Origin of the sequence: Streptomyces sp. JL2001 (assembly GCF_050917515.1) — a bacterium.
Taxonomy (GTDB): Bacteria; Actinomycetota; Actinomycetes; order Streptomycetales; family Streptomycetaceae; genus Streptomyces.
Map to the genome: position 1 here is coordinate 4781320 of NZ_CP169421.1, position 22805 is coordinate 4804124.

Sequence of the window (22805 nt, forward strand, 5' to 3'; positions counted from 1 at the left end):
AGAACACCATGCGCGCTCAGTTCGTGCTCTCCGAGATCGGTGTCGGTCTCCGGCGCAACCTCACGATGACCTTCGCCGTCATCGTCTCCGTGGCCCTCTCGCTCGCCCTCTTCGGCGGTGCGCTGCTCATGCGCGAGCAGGTCAGCACGATGAAGGACTACTGGTACGACAAGGTCAACGTCTCCATCTTCCTCTGCAACAAGAACGACGCGGCCTCCTCGCCCAAGTGCGCCAAGGGTGCGGTGACCGGGCAGCAGAAGGAGCAGATCCAGGCCGATCTGAAGAAGATGGACATCGTCGAGAACGTCCAGCACGAGACGACCGACGAGGCGTACAAGCACTACAAGGAGCAGTACGGCGACACCGCGATCGCCACGGTCATCACGCCCGACCAGATGCAGGAGTCGTTCCGGGTCAAGCTGCACGATCCGGAGAAGTACAAGGTCGTGGCCACCGCCTTCGCCGGGCGGGACGGGGTGGAGTCCGTGCAGGACCAGCGGAACATCCTCCAGAACCTGTTCGACCTGATGAACGGCATGAACATCGCGGCGCTCGGCATCATGGCGCTGATGCTGGTCATCGCACTGATGCTGATCGTCAACACGGTGCGCGTCTCCGCCTTCAGCCGTCGACGGGAGACCGGCATCATGCGGCTGGTCGGCGCCTCCAGCTTCTACATCCAGATGCCGTTCATCATGGAGGCCGCGTTCGCCGGACTCCTGGGCGGCGCCGTCGCCTGCATCATGCTGCTGGTCGGCAGGTACTTCCTGATCGACCACGGCATCGCCCTCGCCGACAAGATGCAGCTCGTCAACTTCATCGGCTGGGACGCCGTCCTCGCCAAGCTGCCGCTCGTCATCGCGATCGGGCTGCTCATGCCGGCCGTCGCCGCCTTCATCGCCCTGCGCAAGTACCTCAAGGTGTGAGAAGCGCCGCTTGAGTCCCCGGGCGCCGTACGGTCAACCACCGTACGGCGCCTTTCGCTTGTCCTAGAGTGGGCCCCATGCCGGCCGGCCCGGGGCATCGCCCCGACCTCTGTCTCAGGCCCCGCGGAGTCCTCCGTGGGGCCGTTCTCACGTTGGTCTTCACCGGCGTCCTCGCGACCGCCGCGGTCACCGGCTCACTGCCACGGCAGGAGGGCACCGCCGCGAAGGCCACGCTGCCCACCCCGACGGGCAGCACCGTCGACCGGGCCGCCCTCGCCCGTGCCGCGTCCGACGCGATGGCCGACGGCAAGTCCGGCAAGAAGGCCGCCGAGGAGTTCGTCAGCCGCAGCGGCGACCGCTGGGGCGCGGTGTACGGCGCGGCCGAGTACGAGGAGTTCGAGCAGGCCCTCGACGGCAGCTACACCGGGGTCGGCCTGTCCGCCCGCCGGGTGGAGCGGGCCGGGAAGAGCCGGATCGAGATCACCCGCCTGCGGCCCGGCGGCCCCGCCGCCCGGGCCGGGCTGCGCACCGGCGACCAGCTCGTCTCCGTCGACGGCCGCCCCGTCGCCGCACGGTCCGCCTCCGAGGTCGTCGCCCTGCTGCGCGGCGACGGGGTCCCCGGCAGCACCGTCTCGCTCGGCGTCCGCCGCGGCACCGCCGCCTGGAACCAGAACCTGCGCCGGGCCCGCCTCTCCGTCGAGACCGTCACCGTGCGCCGCCTCGACGACGGAGCGGTCCTGATCAAGGTCTCCGCCTTCACCAAGGGCGCCGGCGAGCGGGTACGGAACGCGGTGCGGAACGCCCCGGCAGGCGCCGGGGTCCTGCTGGACCTGCGGGGCAACTCCGGCGGACTGGTCGCCGAGGCCGCCGTCGCCGCCTCCGCCTTCCTCGACGGCGGGCTCGTCGCCACCTACGACGTCGACGGCGAGCAGCGCGCCCTGTACGCCCAGGGCGGCGGCGACACCGACCGGCCCGTCGTCGCGCTGGTCGACGGCGGCACCATGAGCGCCGCCGAGCTGCTCACCGGAGCCCTGCAGGACCGCGGCCGGGCGGTCACCGTCGGCTCGCGGACCTTCGGCAAGGGCTCGGTGCAGATGCCCAGCACCCTGCCCGACGGCTCGGTCGCCGAGCTGACCGTCGGCCACTACCGCACCCCCGCGGGTCACGGGGTGGACGGCCGGGGCATCACTCCCGACCTGGACGTGGGCGGCGCGACCGAGGCGCGGGCCGAGGCACGGGCGAGAACGGTATTGAGTGGCCTCGGAGGGGGCTCGTAGTGCGAAAATGGCCGCACTATGGCAAAGGGACTCGTGAACGTGCAGGGCAAGCCTGCGAAGAAGAAGGACCCGGACAAGGGTCCTGAGCGCAAGATGATCGCGCAGAACAAGAAGGCGCGCCACGACTACCACATCATCGACACCTACGAGTGTGGTCTGGTGCTCATGGGCACCGAGGTGAAGTCGCTCCGGATGGGCCGGGCGTCGCTCGTCGACGGCTTCGTCCAGATCGACCGGCACGAGGCGTGGCTGCACAACATCCACGTCCCGGAGTACTCCCAGGGCAGCTGGACCAACCACTCGGCCAAGCGGAAGCGCAAGCTGCTCCTGCACCGGGCCGAGATCGACAAGCTGGAGTCGAAGGCGCAGGAGACCGGTCACACGATCGTGCCCCTCGCGCTGTACTTCCTGAACGGCCGGGTCAAGGTCGAGATCGCGCTCGCCAAGGGCAAGAAGGAGTACGACAAGCGTCAGACGCTCCGCGAGAAGCAGGACACGCGCGAGACGAGCCGTGCGATCGCGGCGGCGAAGCGGCGGCAGCGGGCGGCCCAGGCCGTCTGAGCCGGCAGGGGTCGCCGCGGCGGCCCGGCAGCCCGGGCCGACCGGGGCCCGACCCCCCGATCCGGCCGGGCTCGCGGAGGGTCCGCGCCGCCTCGCCGGAATACGCTGGCAACGCCGCCCGTCGGTCACGTACGATGGGCCCTGCACCTCACAGCGGGTGCGCGCATTGAAAAATCAACATGGGGATGATCGGTTTCGACAGCGGATGTCGAAGCAGGGGAAGCGTGTCGAGGAAGCGGCAATGATCTCGTAAACCATATGTCGCAACCAATAATCGCCAACTCCAAGAGCGATAACTCCCGCTTCGCCCTCGCTGCCTAATCTAGGTATCGAGTAGAAGCCTCTGTGAGGAGCGTCAGCCCGGGGATGGTCCCGACCCGGATCCTGGCGTCATCAAGGGATCTAAACCTCTAGCCCCGGTCACGGGGGCCTGAGGGAAATCAAACAGTGACTGAGCCCGTCGGAGACTTGTCCGCGTGATCTCCGGGGCTGAGAAACTCCTAGCGGACTGCACACGGAGAAGCCCTGATTCCGCACCGTTGGACGCGGGTTCGATTCCCGCCATCTCCACCGAGCGCCCGAGGGGCCCATGCCCGCTCGGACACCTCATCCCATGTGGGCACAGGCCCGGCAGTCGTCACGACGACCGCCGGGCCTTTGTCATGCCGGCGCTCCGCGCCACCGCCAGCACCAGGGCCAGGGCCGCCGCGGCGGCCGGCGCCAGGAAGGCGTACGTCGTCGTCGGGGCGTGCTCGGCGGCCCAGCCGCCGGTGGCCGAGCCCGCCGCGACGCCCGCGAGCAGGGCGGTCACGGCCAGCGTCATCCCCTCGTTGAGCCGCGCGGGCGGGGTGAGCCGCTGGACCAGGGTCATGCCCGTGACCATCGTCGGGGCGGTCGCCATGCCCGCCACGAGCAGTCCGCCCGCCAGGGCGAGCAGCGAGCCGGTCGAGGCGCCCAGCAGCGGCAGCGTCATCAGGCCCGTCATCGCCACCAGGCAGGCCGTCAGGCCGGCGCGGCGCCGGGTCCGCCCGTAGAGCAGGCCGGCCGCGCAGGAGCCCGCCGCCTGCAGGGCGAGGACGGGGCCGGCCGCCGGGCCGTCCACGTACGCCAGCGTCACCACCTCCATCGCGCCGAAGACCGCGCCGGTGGCCAGGAAGACCGCGAGCAGCGGCGCCAGGCCGGGCGTCCGCAGCAGCGGGCCGGCGGCGGAGGCGCGGGGCGCCACCGGGGGTTCGGTGGCGCGCTGCGCCGCGAAGACGAGGACGCCGGTGAGCAGCAGGACCGCCCCGGCCAGGGTGCCCGCCTCCGGGAAGAGCGCGGAGCACAGGAGGGCGGCGAGGACCGGGCCGAGCATGAAGCACAGCTCGTCGACGGCCTGCTCGAAGGCGTTGGCGGTGTGCAGGGCCGCCGGGTCGCCCCGGTGCAGATGGGCCCAGCGGGCTCGGGACATGCCTCCGGTGTTGGGGGTGGTCGCCGTCGCGGCGTACGCGGCGAACAGCGTCCAGGCGGGTGCCTCGAAGCGCACGCAGAGCAGCAGCGCGAGCCAGCCGAGCACGGCGAGGGCGGTCGCGGGGACCGCGACCCGGGCCTGCCCGTACCGGTCGACGAGCCGCGCCGTCCAGGGCGCGACGACGGCTGTGGCGGCCAGGCCGGTGCCGGTGACGGCGCCGGCGAGCGCGTAGGAACCGTACGCGCCGGCGATCATGATCACCGCGCTGACGCCGAACATCCCCATGGGCAGGCGGGCGACGAGGTTCCCGAGGGTGAATGCGCGGGCGCCGGGGGTGGCGAAGAGCCGTGCGTACGGGCTGGCGGGGCGGGTGGGCCGCGGCGGGCGCGGCGGCAGGGTCGGACCGGCCGGCGCGGCGAAACGCGGGGCGAGCGCCGGGCCCGCGGGGGTCAGGACGAGATCGTGAGGCGGCATGGGAGAAGCCTCACGGGCCGGAGGGCGGGCGGTCCAACACCTGATCGGCGCCCATTGACACACCTGTGTTGTTAAATACCGCGTGGCCCTTTCCCCGCATCCGCACGACGTCGAACCACGGCTCCTGCGCGCCTTCACCGCCGTCGCCGACGAGCTCCACTTCACCCGCGCCGCCGCCCGGCTCTACGTCGCCCAGCAGGCACTCAGCCGGGACATCCGGCGCCTGGAGCGGGACCTGGGCGCGGATCTCTTCGTACGGACCACGCGCCAGGTCGCGCTCACCCCGGAGGGTGAACGCCTCCTCCCGTACGCACGGGCGGTGCTGGCCGCCTGCGACGCGCTGACCGACGCCTTCCGCGCCGAGGCCCGCCCGCTGCTCGTCGACCTCAACAGCGCGGGCCTGGCGCACTGCCGCGTTCTGGAGCGGGCCCGCGAACTCGCTCCGGAGCACGACCTGATGGCCCGCTTCGAGAGCGGACTGACCGGGGCCGCCCGGCAGATCCTGGCGGGCGGCCTCGACGCGTCCTTCGGGCGCTACGGCGGCCTCGACCCGCGGCTGCGGACCGGGCTGGCCGCGCAGTTCGTGCGCTACGAGCCGATGGCGATCGTGCTGCCGCAGGACCACGCGCTGGCGGGGCTCGACGCCGTCCCGCTCGCGGCGCTCGCCGGCGAGCAGGTCTACGCGGGCGCCGGCAACGACCGGACCCCGGAGTGGACCGATCTCGCCGCCCGGCTCTTCGCCGGCCGTGGGATCACGGTCGCCCCGCCCGCGCCGATGGCCGTGGGCAAGGAGGAGTTCCGCCGGCTCATGGAGCGCCGCCGCACGCCCGTCCTCGCCGTGGTCGACTTCCCGCCCATGCCGGGAAGCGTCCTGCGGCCGCTCGTCGACCCCGTGCCCCTCTCCCCGGTCAGCCTGGTCTGGCGGCGGGGGCTGCGCCATCCCGCCCTGGACGCCCTGCGGGCCGCCGCGGCCGAGATCGGCGCCCGGGAGGGCTGGCTGCGGCGCCCGGCCGACTCCTGGCTCCCGGAGGACGAGGCGGGTCTTCCGCAGGGCGGTCCCGGCTGACGGCCCTCGGCGCGACGGAACCCGGGGCGTACTCACATCCCGCGGTCGCCCCGGGTGAGAGCAAGGTTCCGTACCCGTCACTTCCTGCCACCGGTCTGAAACGCGGCCTCCCTAGCGTCTGCTGCACGAGGTCCGGAGCATCCGGATGCTCGGACCCGACACCGTGGAGGTACGTGATGGGCGGCCGGTGGATCGAACGGTGGGAGCCGGAGGACGAGACCTTCTGGCGTGAGCGAGGAGAGCGGATCGCCCGGCGCAATCTGATCTTCTCCGTGTTCTCCGAGCACATCGGCTTCTCCATCTGGAGCCTGTGGTCGGTCATGGTCCTCTTCATGGGGCCGCAGTACGGCGTCGACCCGGCCGGGAAGTTCTTCCTGATCGCGACCGCCACCTTCGTCGGGGCGCTCATCCGGGTCCCGTACACCTTCGCCGTGGCCCGGTTCGGCGGCCGGAACTGGACCGTCGTCAGCGCCCTGATGCTCCTCCTGCCGACCGGTTTCGCCTACGCGGTGATGGAGCCCGGCACCTCGTACGGCACCCTGCTGCTGGTGGCCGCGCTCACCGGTGTCGGCGGCGGCAACTTCGCCTCCTCGATGACCAACATCAACGCCTTCTTCCCGCTGCGGAAGAAGGGCTGGGCGCTCGGCCTCAACGCGGGCGGCGGCAACATCGGCGTCCCCGTCGTGCAGCTCGTCGGCCTGCTCGTGATCGGCGTCGCGGGGGCGGCCCACCCGCGGATCGTCCTCGGCGTCTACATCCCGCTGATCGTCGTGGCGGCCGTCTGCGCCGCGCTGTTCATGGACAACCTCGCGCCCGTCAAGAACGACACGGGCGCCGCCAAGGAGGCCGTGAAGGCCGGCCACACCTGGATCATGGCCTTCCTCTACATCGGCACCTTCGGGTCCTTCATCGGCTACAGCTTCGCCTTCGGGCTCGTGCTCCAGACCCAGTTCGGGCGCACCCCGCTGCAGGCCGCCTCGCTCACCTTCATCGGCCCGCTGCTCGGCTCCCTCATCCGGCCGATCGGCGGCTCGCTCGCCGACCGCCACGGCGGCGCCCGCATCACGCTGTGGACCTTCGCCGCGATGGCCGTGTCGACCGGTGTCGTGGTCTACGCCTCGGTCGTCGAGTCCCTGACGGTCTTCCTCGTGGGCTTCATCGGCCTCTTCGTCCTCAGCGGCCTCGGCAACGGCTCCACGTACAAGATGATCCCCGCGATCTTCCTCTCCCAGGGGCACCGCAAGGGTCTGACCGGGGAGGCCGCGGAGGCGTACGGCCGACGGCTCTCCGGGGCCGCCATGGGCCTGATCGGCGCGGTGGGCGCGCTCGGCGGGCTCGGCATCAACCTCGCCTTCCGCCAGTCCTTCCAGACCGCCGGAACGGGCACCGCGGCCTTCGTCGCCTTCCTGGTCTTCTACGCGGCGTGCATGGTCGTGACCTGGGCGGTATACCTTCGGCGGCCCGCCGCCGTACCGGACACGGCGGAGACCGCGGCAGCGGCCTCGGACGCGGCCGAGCCGCAGCCCGGCTACGCCGAGGTGTGATCCGGAGTGGTCCGTAACGGGCAGGAAATACAAGCGAACCGAGTCTGTCACGCGACACCGTCAGGCTCGGTCGTCATGTACGAGCAAGAGCAGGGCCCCCTCGCCGGCTTCACGGTCGGCGTCACGGCGGCGCGGCGGGCGGACGAGCTGGGCACCCTCCTGCGGCGCCGGGGCGCGGCCGTCGTCCAGGGTCCCGCGCTGCGGATCGTGCCCCTGGCGGACGACACCGAACTGCTCTCCGCCACCAAGGAGCTCATCGAGCACGCCCCGGACGTCGTCGTGGCCACCACGGCCATCGGCTTCCGGGGCTGGGTCGAGGCGGCCGACGGCTGGGGGTACGGCGAGGAACTCCTCGCCTGCCTGCGGGGCGTGGAGCTCCTCGCCCGGGGCCCCAAGGTCAAGGGCGCGGTGCGGGCGGCGGGACTGACCGAGACGTGGTCGCCGTCCTCGGAGTCGATGGCCGAGGTCCTCGACCGGCTGCTGGGCGAGGGCGTCGACGGGCGGCGGATCGCGCTCCAGCTGCACGGCGAGCCGCTGCCGGGCTTCGTGGAGGCACTCACGGAGGGCGGCGCGGAGGTCGTCGGCGTCCCCGTCTACCGGTGGATGCCACCGGAGGACATCAACCCGCTGGACCGGCTGCTCGACGGCGTGCTGAACGGCACCCTGGACGCGGTCACCTTCACCAGCGCGCCCGCCGCCGCCTCGCTCCTGACCCGGGCCGAGGACCGGGGGCTGGCGGCCGAACTGCTGGCGGCGCTGCGGCACGACGTGCTCGCGGTCTGCGTGGGACCGGTCACGGCGCTGCCGCTCCAGGCGCAGGGCATCGACACCCTCCAGCCCGAGCGCTTCCGCCTCGGGCCACTGGTGCAGCTGCTCTGCCAGGAACTGCCCGCCCGGGCGCGCACGCTGCCGCTGGCCGGGCACCGGGTCGAGATCCGCGGTCACGCCGTCCTCGTGGACGGCCGCCTGCACCCGGTCCCGCCGGCCGGGATGGCCCTGCTCCACACGCTGGCCCGGCGCCCCGGCTGGGTCGTCTCGCGCGCCGACCTGCTCCGGGTCCTGCCGGGCGCGGGCCGTGACGAGCACGCGGTGGAGACCGCGATGGCCCGGCTCCGCACGGCCCTGGGCACGCCGAAGCTGATCCAGACCGTGGTCAAGCGGGGCTACCGGCTGGCCCTGGACCCGGCGGCGGACGCGAAGTACGCGGACGCCTAACTTGATCTTTAACCTGTGCGGCGGGGCCGTGGGGTGGTCGATTTCTTCGCTCGCTGGTTGGCCGGCTGTGTGTTGCGGGGTGTGTGGACGTCGTGGCGTGGGGTGGGCCGGGTGTTTTTGCGGCCGGGTGGTCGTCCGGGTCCGGGGTGGGTGGGTTTCGGTGCTCTGGCCGGGCAGGCGGCTTGCGGGCGGATGTGCCGGAAGTCGCGGCGGACCCGTGCGGGGGTGAGTCTGTCCGCGGGAACGGGCCTTTCCCAGGGGCGGCGGCGGTCGGCCGCGAGCGGTCGGGCCAGTCGTAGTTGGGTGTAGGCGGCGAGGATCAGCCAGGTCCAGCGGTCCGCCGCCTCGGGGGTGCGGATCTTCGGGCAGGTCCAGCCGAGGGTCTGCTTGAACAGGCGGAAGGTGTGCTCGATGTCGAAACGCCGCAGGTATGCCTGCCAGAGACGGTCGGTGTCCGCTGCGTCTGCGTCGGTTCCCGACCACCACAGCCAGACCGGCTTCGGGGTGGCGCCGCTGGGCAGATGCTGGATGTCCAGACGGATCACCGTCCCTTCGACGATCGGGAGGGTGCCGTCGGCCGCGGCCCAGGACGAGCGGTGGGTGAGCTTGGGGTGGAGCCGGTTCCAGGAGCGTGCGAGGGCGGTGCCGTAGAGGCGTGTGTCGGTGACGGTGTCGGTGTCCGGGGTGCCCCAGGTGTCGGGCTGTCCGAAGACGAACTCGCCTCCGTGCCGGGGCGGCCGGCCCCTGGTGTGAGGCTGCCGGGGCGGTGCCGGGCGACGCAGGACACGGTCCGAGCGCATCCGGGCCAGCACCTGCACCGGCAGATCCTTGAGGAGGAAGGCGAGGCGGGGTGCGTCGTATCCGGCGTCCGCGATGATGAGGACGTCCGGGTCCCCGGCCTGCCACTGGCCTGCGGTGATGAGCCGCTCGACCAGGTCGCGCAGCTGTCGGGCGGTGACGGTGGCGGTGTCGTCCCCGGGCGCCAGACGCAACGCGTCGAGCGGCGCGGTCCATGAACTTCGGCCGGGTTCCAGTGCGCAGACGATCGAGTAGGGCCAGCCGGGAACGGGGATGTGCTGGTCCTTGCCGCGGCCGTAGGTGTGGCAGAGGATCCGCTGCGGTGAGGTGTGGGCGTCCGGCCGCAGCCAGCAGGTGACGTCGACGGCCAGGACGATTCGGCCGTCGACTGCTCGTGGCAGCGGCACCGAAGCCAGGGTGTGTCGCATCCGGTCGGCGTCGATGCGGCCCTGGGCGAGGGCGGCGTAGAGCCCTCCGTGCCCGCGTCGGTGTTCGCCCACCAGCGACAGTTCGGCCAGTGATCTCACCGGCCCGTCCCCGCACAGAACTGCATCCGTCAGCTCGAACAGAGCGTCCGAACGGGAGGTGAGACAGGAGTAGAACTCGCCCCGGAAGCGTGACAGATCCGCCAACGGCTCTCGCCGGGCATCGTGATGCTGCAGACTCATCCTCACGGCCTTCGTGCTGGACGTGTGTGTTCCTTGGTCGGAGCACATGTTCAGACGAAGGCCGCTTCCGTGTAAGGCGGTTACCGAACCGAGTGATCAAGTACGACCCACCGTTCGACAACGCACGTTAAAGATCAAGCTAAGGGCTGTCCCGTAATCCGCGGTGGGTTGGCGCACGGCGTCGGATGCGGTGCATCGCAAGGCGGAGGATCGCTCTCATACTGGGCGTATTCGGGCGATCCGACAACGCGGCGTGGGGGCACCCCCGGCCGAAGGCTGGGGGAGTGCCGTAGCCGGCGTCGTGCGCCCGCCGGGGATGACGGGACAGCCCTTAGGGCGTGTCCGGGCTCAGGGGGCAGCAGGAGGAGGGGCGTCGCACCCGCGGACGCCCTCCGCCCCACCGTCCTCCCGGCCCGTCAGCGCCGGCGCATCGCGCCGAGCAGGCAGCCGAGACCGGCCACCGTCAGGACCGCACGGACGAGGTTCCAGGCGACCCAGGGAGCCTCGAAGTCCGCGCGGGCCGTCGTCGGGTCACCGGCGGCGGCGAGCGCGTCGTTCAGGGGGACACTGGCGGCCGAGGTGACCACGAACACCGCCAGGCAGAGGACCAGCGCCGCGAGCACCGGGCCCCGCGCCCGCGTCCGACGCAGCTGCCAGGCCGAGACCGCCGTGAGGATCAGCGCCCCGAAGAACGCCGTGAAGAAGACCGGGTTCTGGATCACGTCGTTGATGTTCCGCATCACCTCGACGAAGACCAGGTCGTCGCTGCGCGCCAGCGCCGGCATCACGGAGCAGACGTACGCGAACCACACCCCCGCGACCAGCCCCGTGGCCCCCGTCGCCGCGGCCAGTACCGTGCCGGCCGCCGTTCCGGCCTTGCCGTGCGTCTCGTTCGTCGTCATGTCCCCAGTCAAGCGACGGCCCGCCGCCGTGGACATGGGTCAGCGTCCCGGTCCCATACGCCGGCGTCTACGGTGGCCCCCGTGACCACCGACGCCGTACGCATCCGGCCCGCCGAGCCCTCCGACGCCGCGGCGCTCGCGGCCGCCCTGCTGCGCAACCGCGCGCACATGCGCCCCCGGGAGCCGTACCGGACCGAGGCGTACTACACGGCCGAGGGCCAGGCGGAGCGGCTCGCCGACGGCGGCCGGCGGTGGTTCGCCGTGTCCACGGAGGCGGGGGAGGAGTCCGAGGTGATCGTCGGGTCCGCCATCCTCTCCGGCATCGTCCTCGGGCCCTTCCGCAGCGCCTCCCTCGGCTACTGGGTCGACGGGCGGTACACCGGCCGCGGTCTGGCGAGCGCGCTGGTCGAGGAGGTCTGCCGCGCCTCCCGCGAGGAACTCGGCCTGCACCGGATCGAGGCCTGCACCATGTTCGACAACCTCGCCTCCCAACGCGTCCTCGCCAAGAGCGGGTTCGAGCGGATCGGAACCGCGCCCCGCTACCTCCACATCGACGGGGAGTGGCGCGACCACCACATCTTCCAGCGCATCCTCCACGACGACCCTCCGCCCCGGGGCTGAGGGCCGGCCCCCCACCCCCGGCGTGCGCGCGACGCCCGCCGGCCCCCGCGCGTCTCGCCCTCTAGCCGGACCCGGCCCGCGCGGGCACTCTGGTCGGGAGCCCGACGCGGGCCCCGCCGGGCTCCCGACCGCGAGGTGGTGACAGGGGCATGACCGTACGGTTCGACTCCGGGCGGATCTGCCTGGACCTGGCCGCCCTGCCGCTCGACCGCGGGGACCATCTCGACCGCTTCCTCCACACCGCCGGACTCGTCCCGGCCGCCACTCCGTTGCGCTCCCTCGACGCCCTCTGGGTCGTCCACTTCCGCGAACTGCGCGACTGCGTCGCCGATGTCGTCCGCGCCCAGCTCGAAGGGCGGCGCGCCGACCCCGCCCTGGAGCGGCTCAACACCCTCGCCGCCGCCTCCGCGCCACCCGCCCCGCGCGCCGTCCGCGCCGAGACGGGTCTGCTCGTCCGGGTGCTGAGCGCCGAACCGGACTGCCGCTCCCTGCTCGCCGCCGTCGCCCGCGACGCCGTCGACCTGCTGACCGACCCGGCCGCCCGCGCACTGCTCAGGCAGTGCGAGGGCGACAACTGCCGCCGATTTTTTCTCGACACCTCGCGCGGACGCCGGCGCCGCTGGTGTTCCAGCGAACTGTGCGGCAACCGCGAGCGTGTTGCCCGGCATCGGGCAGCGCGACGTGGAAAGAGCGCCGCCTGAGTCCCTCCAGGACCCCGCGCCGGAACCCGCTCGAAAAAGTTCGCGCGCCATTGAGAAGAACCCGCGCCCGGTGCGTACCTCTGCACGACAAACAGGGTCTCGACCGGGAGGTTCAGGTGCGCAAGGATGCGGCCGTGGCCGATGACCGTCCGCATCGGGCCCGGCATCGCAACGAGGTGACCCGCATTCGACCCGCCGTCCCAGACGAAGAGTTGATGCGGGCCCTCTACCGCGAACATGCCGGACCGCTGCTCGCCTACGTACTCCGTCTCGTCGCCGGTGACCGCCAGCGCGCCGAGGACGTCGTACAGGAGACGCTCATCCGTGCCTGGAAGAACGCCGGCCAGCTCAACCGGGCTACCGGCTCTGTCAGACCCTGGCTGGTGACGGTCGCCCGGCGCATCGTCATCGACGGCCACCGAAGCCGGCAGGCCCGGCCTCAGGAGGTCGATCCGTCACCGCTCGAGGTCCTGCCCGCGGAGGACGAGATCGACAAGGCGCTGTGGCTGATGACGCTCTCTGACGCACTCGAAGATTTGACGCCCGCTCACCGGGAAGTGTTGGTCGAGACCTACTTCAAGGGGCGTACGGTCAACGAGGCGGCCGAGAGTCTTGGTATACCCGCCGGGACCGTGCGGTCCCGGGTGTTCTACGCACTGCGGTCCATGAAGCTCGCGTTGGAGGAGAGGGGGGTAACGGTATGACGTCGCCACATGATGCGGCGGGCGCGTATGTGCTCGGCATCTTGGACACCGACGATGCCGCCGCGTTCGAAGCTCATCTTGGGGGCTGTGAGGTGTGTGCCGCGCATCTCGAGGAGTTCGCCGGGATGGAGCCGATGCTGGCCATGCTCGCGGACACGCCGTCCCCGTCCTCCGGGGCCCGGCTCCGGGACGCCGGCCTCTCCGGCATCGACCCCTACGCGGACGGCGCCTTCGACGCCTTCGCCCCCCGCCCGCCCGTGCCCCTGGCCGCCCGCAGGAAGGGCGAGCCGCCGGTCGGTGCGCTGCCCGACCCGAAGCTCCTCGACCGGCTCGTCGACGAGGTCGGCGCCCACCGGGCCCGCACCCGCCGCCGCACCTTCTTCCTCGTCGCCGCCGCGGCCGTCCTCGTCATCGGCGGACCCGCCGTCGCCGTGGTCGCCACGTCCGGCGGGGGGACGAACAACGTCGCCGCCGACCCGCACCCCACCAGCCCCGCCGAGGACGCCTTCTTCCAGCACATGGAGGAGAAGTTCCAGGCCACCGACCCGACCACCCTGGTCAGCGCCACCGTCGGGGTGGAGAAGAAGGGCTGGGGCACCCACGCCGTCCTCGAACTCAAGAACGTCAAGGGTCCGCTGAAGTGCCGGCTCGTCGCCGTGTCCAAGAGCGGGGACGAGGAGGTCGTCACCTCCTGGGCCGTCCCGAAGTGGGGCTACGGCATCCCCGGCGCCGTCACCGAGGCCGCGAGGAACCCGCTCTACGTCCACGGCGGAGCGGCCATGAACCGCAACGACATCGACCATTTCGAGGTCCGCACCTTCGACGGCGAGCGCCTCGTGGAGGTCGACGCCTGACATAGGCCCCTTCTGTGGCATAAGCTCGACGGCTGCCCAGTGCACGTCAGAAGGGGGCCTCGGTGGCCGCGCAGGAAGCCGTCGGTGTGGTCGACACGGTCCGTGACCGCGAGATCGGCATCGAACAGGAACATCTGGACCAGGTCTATCGCCGCCTCGAGGAGAAGATCCACGAGGCGGAGTTCCTGATGAACGACGCGGCGAAACGAGGCCAGGTCGGCACGCCCGGCGCCCTCGCCGAACGCGACGCCCAGGTGTTCCGGGCCGGTGTCCACCTGAACCGGCTCAACAACGAGTTCGAGGACTTCCTGTTCGGCCGGATCGACCTGCTGAACGGCAAGGACGGCAAGAAGGGACCCGACGGCGCCTACACGTCCGTCGAGCCCGCCGAGGACGCGGTGCGGTCCGACGGGTCCCACCAGTACGCGGAGATCGGCGAGACCCTCCACATCGGCCGGATCGGCGTCCTCGACTCCGACTACGCGCCGCTCGTGATCGACTGGCGCGCGCCCGCCGCCGCGCCGTTCTACCGCTCGACCCCGGTCGACCCCGGCCGCGTGGTGCGCCGCCGCGTCATCCGCTCCAAGGGCCGCAAGGTCCTCGGCGTCGAGGACGACCTGATGCGCCCCGAGCTGCGTGCCACCCTCGACGGGCGCGAGCTCGCGGTGATCGGCGACGGCGCCCTGATGGCCGCCCTGGGCCAGGCCCGCAGCCACACGATGCGCGACATCGTCTCCAGCATCCAGGCCGAGCAGGACCTGGTCATCCGCGCGCCCGCCGCCTCCGTGACGTACGTGGAGGGCGGCCCGGGCACCGGCAAGACGGCGGTCGCCCTGCACCGGGCGGCCTACCTGCTCTACCAGGACCGGCGGCGCTACGCGGGCGGCATCCTGATCGTCTCCCCGACCCCGCTGCTCGTCTCGTACACCGAGGGCGTCCTGCCCTCCCTCGGCGAGGAGGGCCAGGTCGCGATCCGCGCGGTCGGCAGCCTCGTCGACGGCGCCGAGGCCACCGCCTACGACGAGCCGGCCGTGGCCCGCGTCAAGGGCTCCTCCCGCATGGTCGCGGTGCTGCGCAAGGCGGCCCGCGGCGCCCTGGAGACCCCCGCGCCCCTCGGCGGCGCGACCGGCCGGGGGAGGGACACCGACCAGCTCTCCTTCGACGAGGACGAGACCCCCGCCGCTCCCGCCGGCACCCCCACCCTCCTGCGCGTGGTCGCGTTCGGGCGCCGCATCGAGCTGGAGGCCGACGAGCTCCGGCGGATCCGGCACAACGTCCTCGGCGGCTCCGCCCCCGTCAACCTGCTGCGCCCCCGGGCCCGCCGGCTGCTGCTCGACGCGCTGTACTCCAAGTCCGGCTCCGCGGGCCGGCACAGCGACCCCGAGCTCGCCGCCGAACTGCGCTCCTCCTTCGACGAGGACGTCTCCACCGAGGACTCCTTCGTCGCGTTCCTCGACGCCTGGTGGCCCGAGCTCACGCCCCGCCAGGTCCTCGACGCGATGGCCGACGAGAAGCGCCTCGGCCGCTGGGCCCGGCGCGTCCTGAACCCGGGCGAGGTCCGGCGCCTGGCCCGCTCCCTGCGCCGCGAGGCCCTGTCCGTGCACGACGTGGCGCTGCTCGACGAGCTGCACACCCTGCTCGGCGCACCGGCGCGACCGCGCAGGAAGCGGGAGTACGACCCGCTGGACCAGCTGACGGGCCTGGAGGAGCTGATGCCCGTCCGCGAGGAGACGCAGCGCGAGCGGGCCGAGCGGCTCGCGGCGGAGCGCACCGAGTACGCGCACGTCATCGTCGACGAGGCCCAGGACCTCACGCCGATGCAGTGGCGGATGGTCGGCCGGCGCGGGCGCCACGCGACCTGGACGGTCGTCGGCGACCCGGCGCAGTCCTCCTGGTCCACCCCGGACGAGGCGGCCGAGGCGCGCGACGAGGCCCTGGGCAGCCGCCCGCGCCGCCGGTTCGAGCTGACCGTGAACTACCGCAACCCGGCGGAGATCGCCGAACTGGCCGCCAAGGTGCTCGCGCTGGCGATGCCCGGCAAGGAGTCGCCGCGGGCGGTCCGCTCCACGGGCGTCGAGCCGCGCTTCGTGGCGGTCCCGGACAAGGCCGACCTGGCCGGAATCGTCCGCTCCGAGGCGCACCGGCTGCTCGAACAGGTGGACGGTACGGTCGGTGTCGTCGTCGCCATGAACCGGCGCGAGCAGGCCGCCCGCTGGCTGGCCGACCTCGGCGACCGCGTGGTGGCGCTCGGCTCGCTGGAGGCCAAGGGCCTGGAGTACGACGCCACGGTGGTCGTCTCGCCCGCGGAGATCGCGGACGAGTCGCCGGCCGGCCTGCGGGTGCTGTACGTGGCCCTGACCCGGGCCACCCAGCAGCTGACGGTGGTGTCCGGGGCCCGGGACGTGCCGGACGCGGACGGCGTCCCGGACCTGCTCAGGGACTGAGCGGACGGCCCGCCCTGGGCCGTGAGGGGCTGATTTCAAGTCAACCTGCGCCGTAGGAATCACTTGCCAGGGTGGTTTGTTAGCCTTGTCGTGGCACCGGCTCGATCCAAGCCCCCGGGCCCAACCTTCGTCCCTCAGAGGGACCACTTGCCGCGAGGCGAGCATGGCGGGTCGGTGCCACTCAGGACACTCTTCGTGCGTATGTACGAAGAAGAGGCCCCTGTCACCACTGGTGACAGGGGCCTCTTCTGTTTCCGGTCGGCTTCTCGTATGGTGGAAACTACTTTCCGAAAACAAAATGACCGCATTACCTGCTACCGACAGGTAGGTGCGACCATCGGAGGGCGCCGCCGGGCAACCAGCCGAGGCGGCGTAGCAATGAAGCTAGGGAAAGCGAAGGAACTCGGCCATGGCAACGGCGCCCAGCGTCTCGTACTCGATGACGGTCCGGCTGGAGGTTCCCGCGAGCGGGACCGCGGTCTCCCAGCTCACCACGGCGGTGGAGTCCCACGGCGGTTCCGTCACCGGCCTCGACGTGACCGCCTCCGGCCACGAAAAGCTCCGGATCGACGTCACCATCGCCGCGACCTCCACCGGGCACGCCGACGAGATCGTCGAGCAACTGCGGGGCATCGAGGGCGTCGTCCTCGGCAAGGTCTCGGACCGTACGTTCCTGATGCACCTCGGCGGCAAGATCGAGATGGCGTCGAAGCATCCCATCCGCAACCGTGACGACCTCTCCATGATCTACACCCCGGGCGTGGCCCGGGTGTGCATGGCGATCGCCGAGAACCCCGAGGACGCCCGGCGCCTGACCATCAAGCGCAACTCCGTCGCGGTCGTGACGGACGGCTCCGCGGTCCTCGGCCTGGGCAACATCGGCCCCATGGCCGCGCTGCCCGTCATGGAGGGCAAGGCGGCCCTCTTCAAGCGCTTCGCCGGCATCGACGCCTGGCCGATCTGCCTCGACACGCAGGACACGGACGCCATCGTCGAGATCGTCAAGGCGATCGCCCCCGGCTTCGCCGGCATCAACCTCGAGGACATCTCGGCGCCCCGCTGCTTCGAGATCGAGGCGCGGCTGCGCGAGGCCCTGGACATCCCCGTCTTCCACGACGACCAGCACGGCACCGCGATCGTCGTCCTCGCCGCCCTGACCAACGCCCTGCGCGTGGTGGGCAAGGGCATCGGCGACGTACGGGTCGTCATGTCGGGCGCCGGAGCGGCCGGTACGGCGATCCTGAAGCTGCTGATCGCGGCGGGCGTCAAGCACGCCGTCGTCGCCGACATCCACGGCGTGGTCCACGCGGGCCGTACGGACCTGGTCGACGCGGCCCCCGGCACCCCGCTGCGCTGGATCGCCGACAACACCAACCCCGAGGGCGTCACCGGCACCCTCAAGGAGGCCGTGGTCGACGCGGACGTCTTCATCGGCGTCTCGGCCCCGAACCTCCTGGGCGCGGACGACGTCGCCGCCATGGCGGATGGCGCGATCGTGTTCGCGCTCGCGAACCCGGACCCCGAGGTCGACCCGGCGATCGCCCGTCAGACGGCCGCCGTGGTGGCCACCGGCCGTTCGGACTTCCCCAACCAGATCAACAACGTGCTGGTCTTCCCGGGCGTCTTCCGCGGTCTGTTGGACGCTCAGTCCCGGGCCGTCAACACGGACATGATGCTGGCGGCGGCCACCGCCCTCGCCGACGTCGTGACCGAGGGCGAACTGAACCCGAACTACATCATCCCCTCGGTGTTCAACGACAAGGTCGCGGGCGCCGTCGCGGGTGCCGTCCGCACGGCCGCGAAGGCGGCCGGCGCGGGTGGGGAGACCTCCTCGAACGGGCTGTGACAGGCCCCACGTCAGCCCGGTGGACGGCGCGTCGCGAGTCGCCGCGCCGTAAACCCGCCTTTAGGGTGGCTGTTCGGCTCCAAAGAGTTTCGGCGGAGTCGACGGAACGTCACCATGCCGGAGGCCGTGGCGCTTTTCGTGTGACCCCAGAGGGTGCCGGATTGGCGTTCCCGCCGCTGGTGGGGGCAGGATGCCTATTCGGGCGCGAGGGTCTGTACAGCAGACCCGGGTCCGGGGACTGTCCGAGGGCCCTGGCAGCATCGGCTTCGATCTCACGCCTCACAGGCAAGAAGAACACGGGAGTAACAACATGAACCGCAGTGAGCTGGTGGCCGCCCTGGCCGACCGTGCCGAGGTGACCCGCAAGGACGCCGACGCCGTGCTGGCCGCTCTCGCCGAGACCGTCGGCGAGGTCGTCGCCAAGGGCGACGAGAAGGTCACCATCCCCGGCTTCCTGACCTTCGAGCGCACCCACCGTGCCGCTCGCACCGCTCGTAACCCGCAGACCGGCGACCCGATCAACATCCCGGCCGGCTACAGCGTGAAGGTCTCCGCGGGCTCGAAGCTCAAGGAAGCCGCCAAGGGCAAGTAAGTGCCCGAGGGCCTCTGAGCGGGTCTGAAGGCGACGGAAGGGCGGCCACCCTGTCAGGGGGTGGCCGCCCTTCCGTTCGTCCGCGTACGGGCCCTACACCAGGGCGCTGCCCGGCAGCTCGACCTTGGCGCCGAGCTCGACGAGCTTCTCCATGAAGTTCTCGTAGCCGCGGTTGATCAGCTCGATGCCGTGGACGCGGCTCGTGCCCTGCGCCGCCAGGGCCGCGATCAGGTACGAGAAGCCGCCGCGCAGGTCCGGGATGACCAGGTCCGCGCCCTGGAGCTTGGTCGGTCCGGAGACGACCGCCGAGTGCAGGAAGTTGCGCTGGCCGAAGCGGCAGTCCGAACCGCCCAGGCACTCGCGGTACAGCTGGATGTGCGCACCCATCTGGTTGAGCGCCGAGGTGAAGCCGAGCCGGGACTCGTAGACCGTCTCGTGCACGATGGAGAGGCCGGACGCCTGGGTCAGGGCCACCACGAGCGGCTGCTGCCAGTCCGTCTGGAAACCGGGGTGCACGTCCGTCTCCAGGTGGATCGCGTTCAGCGAGCCGCCCGGGTGCCAGAAGCGGATGCCCTCGTCGTCGATCTCGAAGGCGCCACCCACCTTCCGGTAGGTGTTCAGGAAGGTCATCATCGAGCGCTGCTGAGCGCCGCGCACGTAGATGTTGCCCTCGGTGGCCAGCGCCGCCGACGCCCAGGACGCCGCCTCCAGGCGGTCCGGGAGCGCCCGGTGGGTGTAGCCGTCGAGGCGGTCGACACCGGTGATCCGGATCGTCCGGTCGGTGTCCATCGAGATGATGGCGCCCATCTTCTGCAGGACGCAGATCAGGTCCTCGATCTCCGGCTCCACCGCCGCGTTGGAGAGCTCGGTGACGCCCTCCGCGAGGACGGCCGTCAGCAGCACCTGCTCGGTCGAGCCGACCGAGGGGTACGGCAGACGGATCTTGGTGCCGCGCAGCCGCTGCGGGGCCTCCAGGTACTGGCCGTCCTCCCGCTTCTCGATCGTCGCGCCGAACTGGCGCAGCACGTCGAAGTGGAAGTCGATCGGCCGGCCGCCGATGTCGCAGCCGCCCAGGCCCGGGATGAAGGCGTGGCCGAGGCGGTGCAGCAGCGGGCCGCAGAAGAGGATCGGGATCCGCGAGGAACCCGCGTGGGCATCGATGTCAGCCACGTTGGCGGACTCGACGTGTGTCGGGTCGAGGACCAGTTCACCGGGCTCGTCGCCGGGGCGGACCGTGACGCCGTGCAACTGCAGCAGGCCGCGCACCACCCGGACGTCCCGGATGTCGGGCACGTTGCGCAGCCGGCTGGGACCGCTGCCGAGCAGGGCGGCGACCATTGCCTTGGGCACGAGGTTCTTCGCGCCGCGAACGCGGATCTCGCCCTCCAGCGGGGTTCCGCCGTGGACAAGCAGTACATCGTCTGTGCCGGTCATGGATCTCGCGTTCCGGAGTCGTCGGGCAGGGGCCAGGGAAATAGGGTAAGGGCCGATCACCCCCGTTCCGGTAGACCGAGGGGCCCCCGCAGATGTAATGAATTCGGCACAACACACTCTGTTCACGCGATCTTGCGGAGCGTCACCGTCCGTTTGTGGATCTTCGTGGCCGTCGCAGCCGCCCTGAGCTGCGCCGGGTGCGCGCCGTCCGCCCGTCGTGCCCGAGAAGCTCCGCGAACGCCGAAGATGCGGGATCATGTGTCGCATGACCGAGGTGTCCTCGCTCACAGGGCGACTGCTCGTCGCCACCCCCGCCCTGGCGGATCCGAATTTCGACCGCGCGGTGGTGCTCCTCCTCGACCACGACGACGAGGGGTCGCTCGGCGTGGTCCTGAACCGGCCCACTCCGATCACGGTCGGTGACATCCTCGCGTCCTGGGCCCCGCTCGCCGGGGACCCGGGAGTGGTCTTCCAGGGCGGCCCGGTCTCGCTCGACGCCGCGCTGGGTCTGGCGGTGATCCCCGGCGACGAGGGGCCGCTGGGCTGGCGCCGGGTGTACGGGGCCATCGGCCTGGTGGACCTGGAGACCCCGCCCGAGCTCCTCGGCCCCGCCCTCGGCTCCCTGCGGATCTTCGCCGGCTACGCGGGCTGGGGCCCCGGCCAGCTGGAGACGGAGCTCGGCGAGGGCGCCTGGTACGTCGTCGAGTCCGAGCCGGGCGACGTCTCCTCGCCCTCCCCGGAGACGCTCTGGCGCTCGGTGCTCCGCCGCCAGCGCGGGGAGCTCGCGATCGTGGCGACGTACCCGGACGATCCCTCGCTGAACTGAGCCGGCGCGGCCCTCCGGACCCGTCGGACCGGCCGGGCGCGGGTACCCGGGGAGCCCCAGTACCCTTGGCTGTTATGAGCACTCTCGAGCCCGAGCGCGGGGCAGGTACGGGAACCCTCGTCGAGCCGACGCCGCAGGTGTCCCACGGTGACGGCGACCACGAGCGCTACGCCCACTACGTCCAGAAGGACAAGATCATGGCGAGTGCCCTCGACGGCACTCCCGTGGTGGCACTGTGCGGCAAGGTCTGGGTACCGGGGCGCGACCCCAAGAAGTACCCGGTCTGCCCCATGTGCAAGGAGATCTACGAGTCCATGGGTCCCGGCGGGGACAAGGACAAGGACAAGGGCGGCAAGGACAAGTAGCACTTCCCTCCGCCACGGGGACGGCCCCCGGCACGCGTACTTCGGTACGTGTGCCGGGGGCCGTTCTCGTGGGGCCGGCGCCTGCCGCGCGTTGCACGGGGTGCGTCGGCTGGTCACAGAGTGGTTGAGACCACTTGTCGGGCAGGGGGCCCGGCTCTAACCTCCAGCGTGTTGTGCAGCACGAAACGCCCGTTGCGCATGCTGCAACGATGATTGGTGGGAGCCCCGTATGAAGCCTGCTGCCCGAATCGCCGCTCCGGTCACCGCACTTGTGCTGGCCGGCCTCACCGCCACCGCCTGCGCCCCGCAGACCTCCGACGGCAGGGCCGCCTCGGACGAGAAGTCCGGCACCCTGCGCGTCTGGCTCTTCCAGGAGGTCAACAACAAGCCCAAGGAGCAGGTCGTCGACGCGGCGATCGCCGCCTTCGAGGCGCGGCACGAGGGCACCGACGTCCAGGTCGAGTACATCCCCGTCGACACCCGCGCGCAGCGCATCAAGGCCGCCTTCAACGACCCCGGGTCCGCCCCCGACCTCGTCGAGTACGGCAACACCGACACCGCCGGCTACGTGAAGGACGGCGGACTCGCCGACATCACCGCCGAGTTCGGCGCCTGGGCCGACGCCAAGGACACCGACCCCACCGCCAGGTCCTCCGTCACCGTCGACGGCAAGGTCTACGGCGCCCCGCTCTTCGTCGGCGTCCGCGCGCTCTACTACCGCACCGACGTCCTCGGCGAGCTCGGCCTCGCCGCCCCGAAGTCGCAGGCCGAGCTGATCTCCACCGCCAAGAAGATCCGCAAGGCCAGGCCCGAGCTGTACGGCCTCGCCGTCGGCGGCGCCTACACCTACGGCGCCCTGCCCTTCGTGTGGGCCAACGGCGGCGAACTCGCCACCGGGAAGGACGGGTCGTACAAGGCCGCCGTCAACAGCGAGTCCGCGCGCAAGGGCATCGCCGCGTACACCTCCCTGTTCGGCGACGACAACTGCCCGGCCGCCAAGTGCGCCCAGATGGGCGGCAACGCGACCGTCACCGCCTTCGCCTCCGGCAAGGCCGCCATGGCCATCGGCGGCGACTTCAGCCACGCGGCCGTCGAGGCGGGCACCGTGAAGGGCAAGTACGCCGTGGTGCCGCTGCCCGGCGTCACGCCCGGCTCGATCGCCCCCGCCTTCGCCGGCGGCAACAACCTCGGCGTCCTGAAGAGCACCTCGCACCGCACCCTCGCCGTCGACCTCATGAAGTCCCTGAGCGGCAAGGAGACCCAGGGCAAGCTCTTCGACGCCATGGGCTTCCTGCCGACGTACACCGACGTCCGCGCGGACGCGGCCCGCAAGCAGCCCTTCGTGAAGCCGTTCATCGACACCCTCGGCGCGGGCGCCAAGTTCGTCCCCGCCTCGCCCGGCTGGGGCCGGATCGACGCCTCGCTGGTGCTCCCGACGATGTTCCAGGAGATCGTCAGCGGCCGTAAGGACGTCGCCGCGGCCTCGGACGACGCCGCCCGGAAGATGGACGCCGCGTTCACGGCCGCGGGCAGCTGA

General features: G+C 71.6%; 20 protein-coding genes and 1 other RNA gene. 17 read left to right on the forward strand and 4 right to left on the reverse strand.

Features of this window, described 5'->3' with window-relative positions:
* The first annotated feature begins 8 nt into the window (after positions 1-8).
* The 4 genes from ftsX (at position 9) to ssrA (ending at position 3337) form a co-directional block, all read left to right on the forward strand.
* Complete coding sequence (ftsX, locus tag ACE1OA_RS21295; protein WP_384866890.1) at positions 9-926, forward strand: permease-like cell division protein FtsX; 918 nt, start codon at positions 9-11, stop codon at positions 924-926.
* 77 nt (positions 927-1003) lie between these two features.
* The gene (locus ACE1OA_RS21300) at positions 1004-2203 is read left to right on the forward strand and encodes a S41 family peptidase (protein WP_386542220.1); all 1200 of its coding nucleotides are present in this window, start codon (positions 1004-1006) and stop codon (positions 2201-2203) included.
* Between the two features lie 18 nt (positions 2204-2221).
* On the forward strand, positions 2222-2764 hold the full coding sequence (gene smpB / locus ACE1OA_RS21305) for an SsrA-binding protein SmpB (RefSeq protein WP_356605008.1): 543 nt from the start codon (positions 2222-2224) through the stop codon (positions 2762-2764).
* A 181-nt stretch (positions 2765-2945) separates the two neighbouring features.
* Positions 2946-3337, forward strand: a transfer-messenger RNA (tmRNA) gene (gene ssrA, locus ACE1OA_RS21310).
* 64 nt (positions 3338-3401) lie between these two features.
* Here the strand turns inward: ssrA and ACE1OA_RS21315 are convergent.
* On the reverse strand, positions 3402-4688 hold the full coding sequence (locus ACE1OA_RS21315) for an MFS transporter (RefSeq protein ID WP_432753221.1): 1287 nt from the start codon (positions 4686-4688) through the stop codon (positions 3402-3404).
* A gap of 82 nt (positions 4689-4770) precedes the next feature.
* On the opposite strand from ACE1OA_RS21315, the gene ACE1OA_RS21320 reads away from it, so the two are divergent.
* From ACE1OA_RS21320 to ACE1OA_RS21330, 3 genes are all read left to right on the forward strand, one after another.
* Positions 4771-5754: a LysR family transcriptional regulator gene (locus tag ACE1OA_RS21320; protein WP_356605004.1), complete on the forward strand. Its 984-nt coding sequence runs from the start codon at positions 4771-4773 to the stop codon at positions 5752-5754.
* 176 nt (positions 5755-5930) lie between these two features.
* Positions 5931-7298 (forward strand): nitrate/nitrite transporter, encoded by a 1368-nt coding sequence (locus tag ACE1OA_RS21325; RefSeq protein ID WP_384866884.1) that lies wholly within the window; start codon positions 5931-5933, stop codon positions 7296-7298.
* Between the two features lie 75 nt (positions 7299-7373).
* A complete protein-coding gene (locus ACE1OA_RS21330) occupies positions 7374-8513 on the forward strand; it encodes a uroporphyrinogen-III synthase (RefSeq protein ID WP_356775788.1) in 1140 nt (379 codons plus the stop codon).
* Between the two features lie 8 nt (positions 8514-8521).
* On the opposite strand, the gene ACE1OA_RS21335 is transcribed toward ACE1OA_RS21330, so the two are convergent.
* Together ACE1OA_RS21335 and ACE1OA_RS21340 are read right to left on the reverse strand one after the other, a co-directional pair.
* Complete coding sequence (locus ACE1OA_RS21335; RefSeq protein ID WP_432752769.1) at positions 8522-9979, reverse strand: NF041680 family putative transposase; 1458 nt, start codon at positions 9977-9979, stop codon at positions 8522-8524.
* Positions 9980-10395: 416 nt separating this feature from the next.
* Positions 10396-10881: a DUF1772 domain-containing protein gene (locus ACE1OA_RS21340; protein ID WP_356775790.1), complete on the reverse strand. Its 486-nt coding sequence runs from the start codon at positions 10879-10881 to the stop codon at positions 10396-10398.
* Positions 10882-10962: 81 nt separating this feature from the next.
* Here ACE1OA_RS21340 and ACE1OA_RS21345 point away from each other — a divergent pair, with 81 nt between their 5' ends.
* From ACE1OA_RS21345 to ACE1OA_RS21375, 7 genes are all read left to right on the forward strand, one after another.
* Positions 10963-11502: a GNAT family N-acetyltransferase gene (locus ACE1OA_RS21345; protein ID WP_356604996.1), complete on the forward strand. Its 540-nt coding sequence runs from the start codon at positions 10963-10965 to the stop codon at positions 11500-11502.
* 149 nt (positions 11503-11651) lie between these two features.
* Positions 11652-12203 carry a CGNR zinc finger domain-containing protein gene (locus ACE1OA_RS21350; protein ID WP_356604994.1) on the forward strand — a complete coding sequence of 184 codons (552 nt, stop codon included), beginning with the start codon at positions 11652-11654 and terminating at the stop codon, positions 12201-12203.
* Between the two features lie 116 nt (positions 12204-12319).
* Positions 12320-12907 (forward strand): sigma-70 family RNA polymerase sigma factor, encoded by a 588-nt coding sequence (locus tag ACE1OA_RS21355; protein WP_147978199.1) that lies wholly within the window; start codon positions 12320-12322, stop codon positions 12905-12907.
* Positions 12904-13761: an anti-sigma factor family protein gene (locus ACE1OA_RS21360; RefSeq protein WP_356604992.1), complete on the forward strand. Its 858-nt coding sequence runs from the start codon at positions 12904-12906 to the stop codon at positions 13759-13761. Before ACE1OA_RS21355 ends, ACE1OA_RS21360 begins: the two co-directional genes overlap by 4 nt.
* 62 nt (positions 13762-13823) lie before the next feature.
* Positions 13824-16205, forward strand: a complete 2382-nt coding sequence (locus tag ACE1OA_RS21365; RefSeq protein ID WP_384866877.1) for a HelD family protein — start codon at positions 13824-13826, stop codon at positions 16203-16205.
* A gap of 409 nt (positions 16206-16614) precedes the next feature.
* Positions 16615-18051 carry an NAD-dependent malic enzyme gene (locus tag ACE1OA_RS21370; protein ID WP_384866875.1) on the forward strand — a complete coding sequence of 479 codons (1437 nt, stop codon included), beginning with the start codon at positions 16615-16617 and terminating at the stop codon, positions 18049-18051.
* Positions 18052-18361: 310 nt separating this feature from the next.
* Positions 18362-18643, forward strand: coding sequence for an HU family DNA-binding protein (locus ACE1OA_RS21375; protein WP_017237029.1), 282 nt, complete (start codon positions 18362-18364; stop codon positions 18641-18643).
* 93 nt (positions 18644-18736) lie between these two features.
* On the opposite strand, the gene murA is transcribed toward ACE1OA_RS21375, so the two are convergent.
* The gene (murA, locus tag ACE1OA_RS21380; RefSeq protein WP_356604986.1) at positions 18737-20077 is read right to left on the reverse strand and encodes a UDP-N-acetylglucosamine 1-carboxyvinyltransferase; all 1341 of its coding nucleotides are present in this window, start codon (positions 20075-20077) and stop codon (positions 18737-18739) included.
* 265 nt (positions 20078-20342) lie between these two features.
* Here murA and ACE1OA_RS21385 point away from each other — a divergent pair, with 265 nt between their 5' ends.
* The 3 genes from ACE1OA_RS21385 to ACE1OA_RS21395 all read left to right on the forward strand — a co-directional run bounded on the left by ACE1OA_RS21385 (position 20343) and on the right by ACE1OA_RS21395 (position 22805).
* On the forward strand, positions 20343-20903 hold the full coding sequence (locus ACE1OA_RS21385) for a YqgE/AlgH family protein (protein ID WP_356604984.1): 561 nt from the start codon (positions 20343-20345) through the stop codon (positions 20901-20903).
* Between the two features lie 74 nt (positions 20904-20977).
* Positions 20978-21268: a DUF3039 domain-containing protein gene (locus ACE1OA_RS21390; RefSeq protein ID WP_147978194.1), complete on the forward strand. Its 291-nt coding sequence runs from the start codon at positions 20978-20980 to the stop codon at positions 21266-21268.
* Between the two features lie 229 nt (positions 21269-21497).
* Positions 21498-22805 carry an extracellular solute-binding protein gene (locus ACE1OA_RS21395; RefSeq protein ID WP_384866872.1) on the forward strand — a complete coding sequence of 436 codons (1308 nt, stop codon included), beginning with the start codon at positions 21498-21500 and terminating at the stop codon, positions 22803-22805.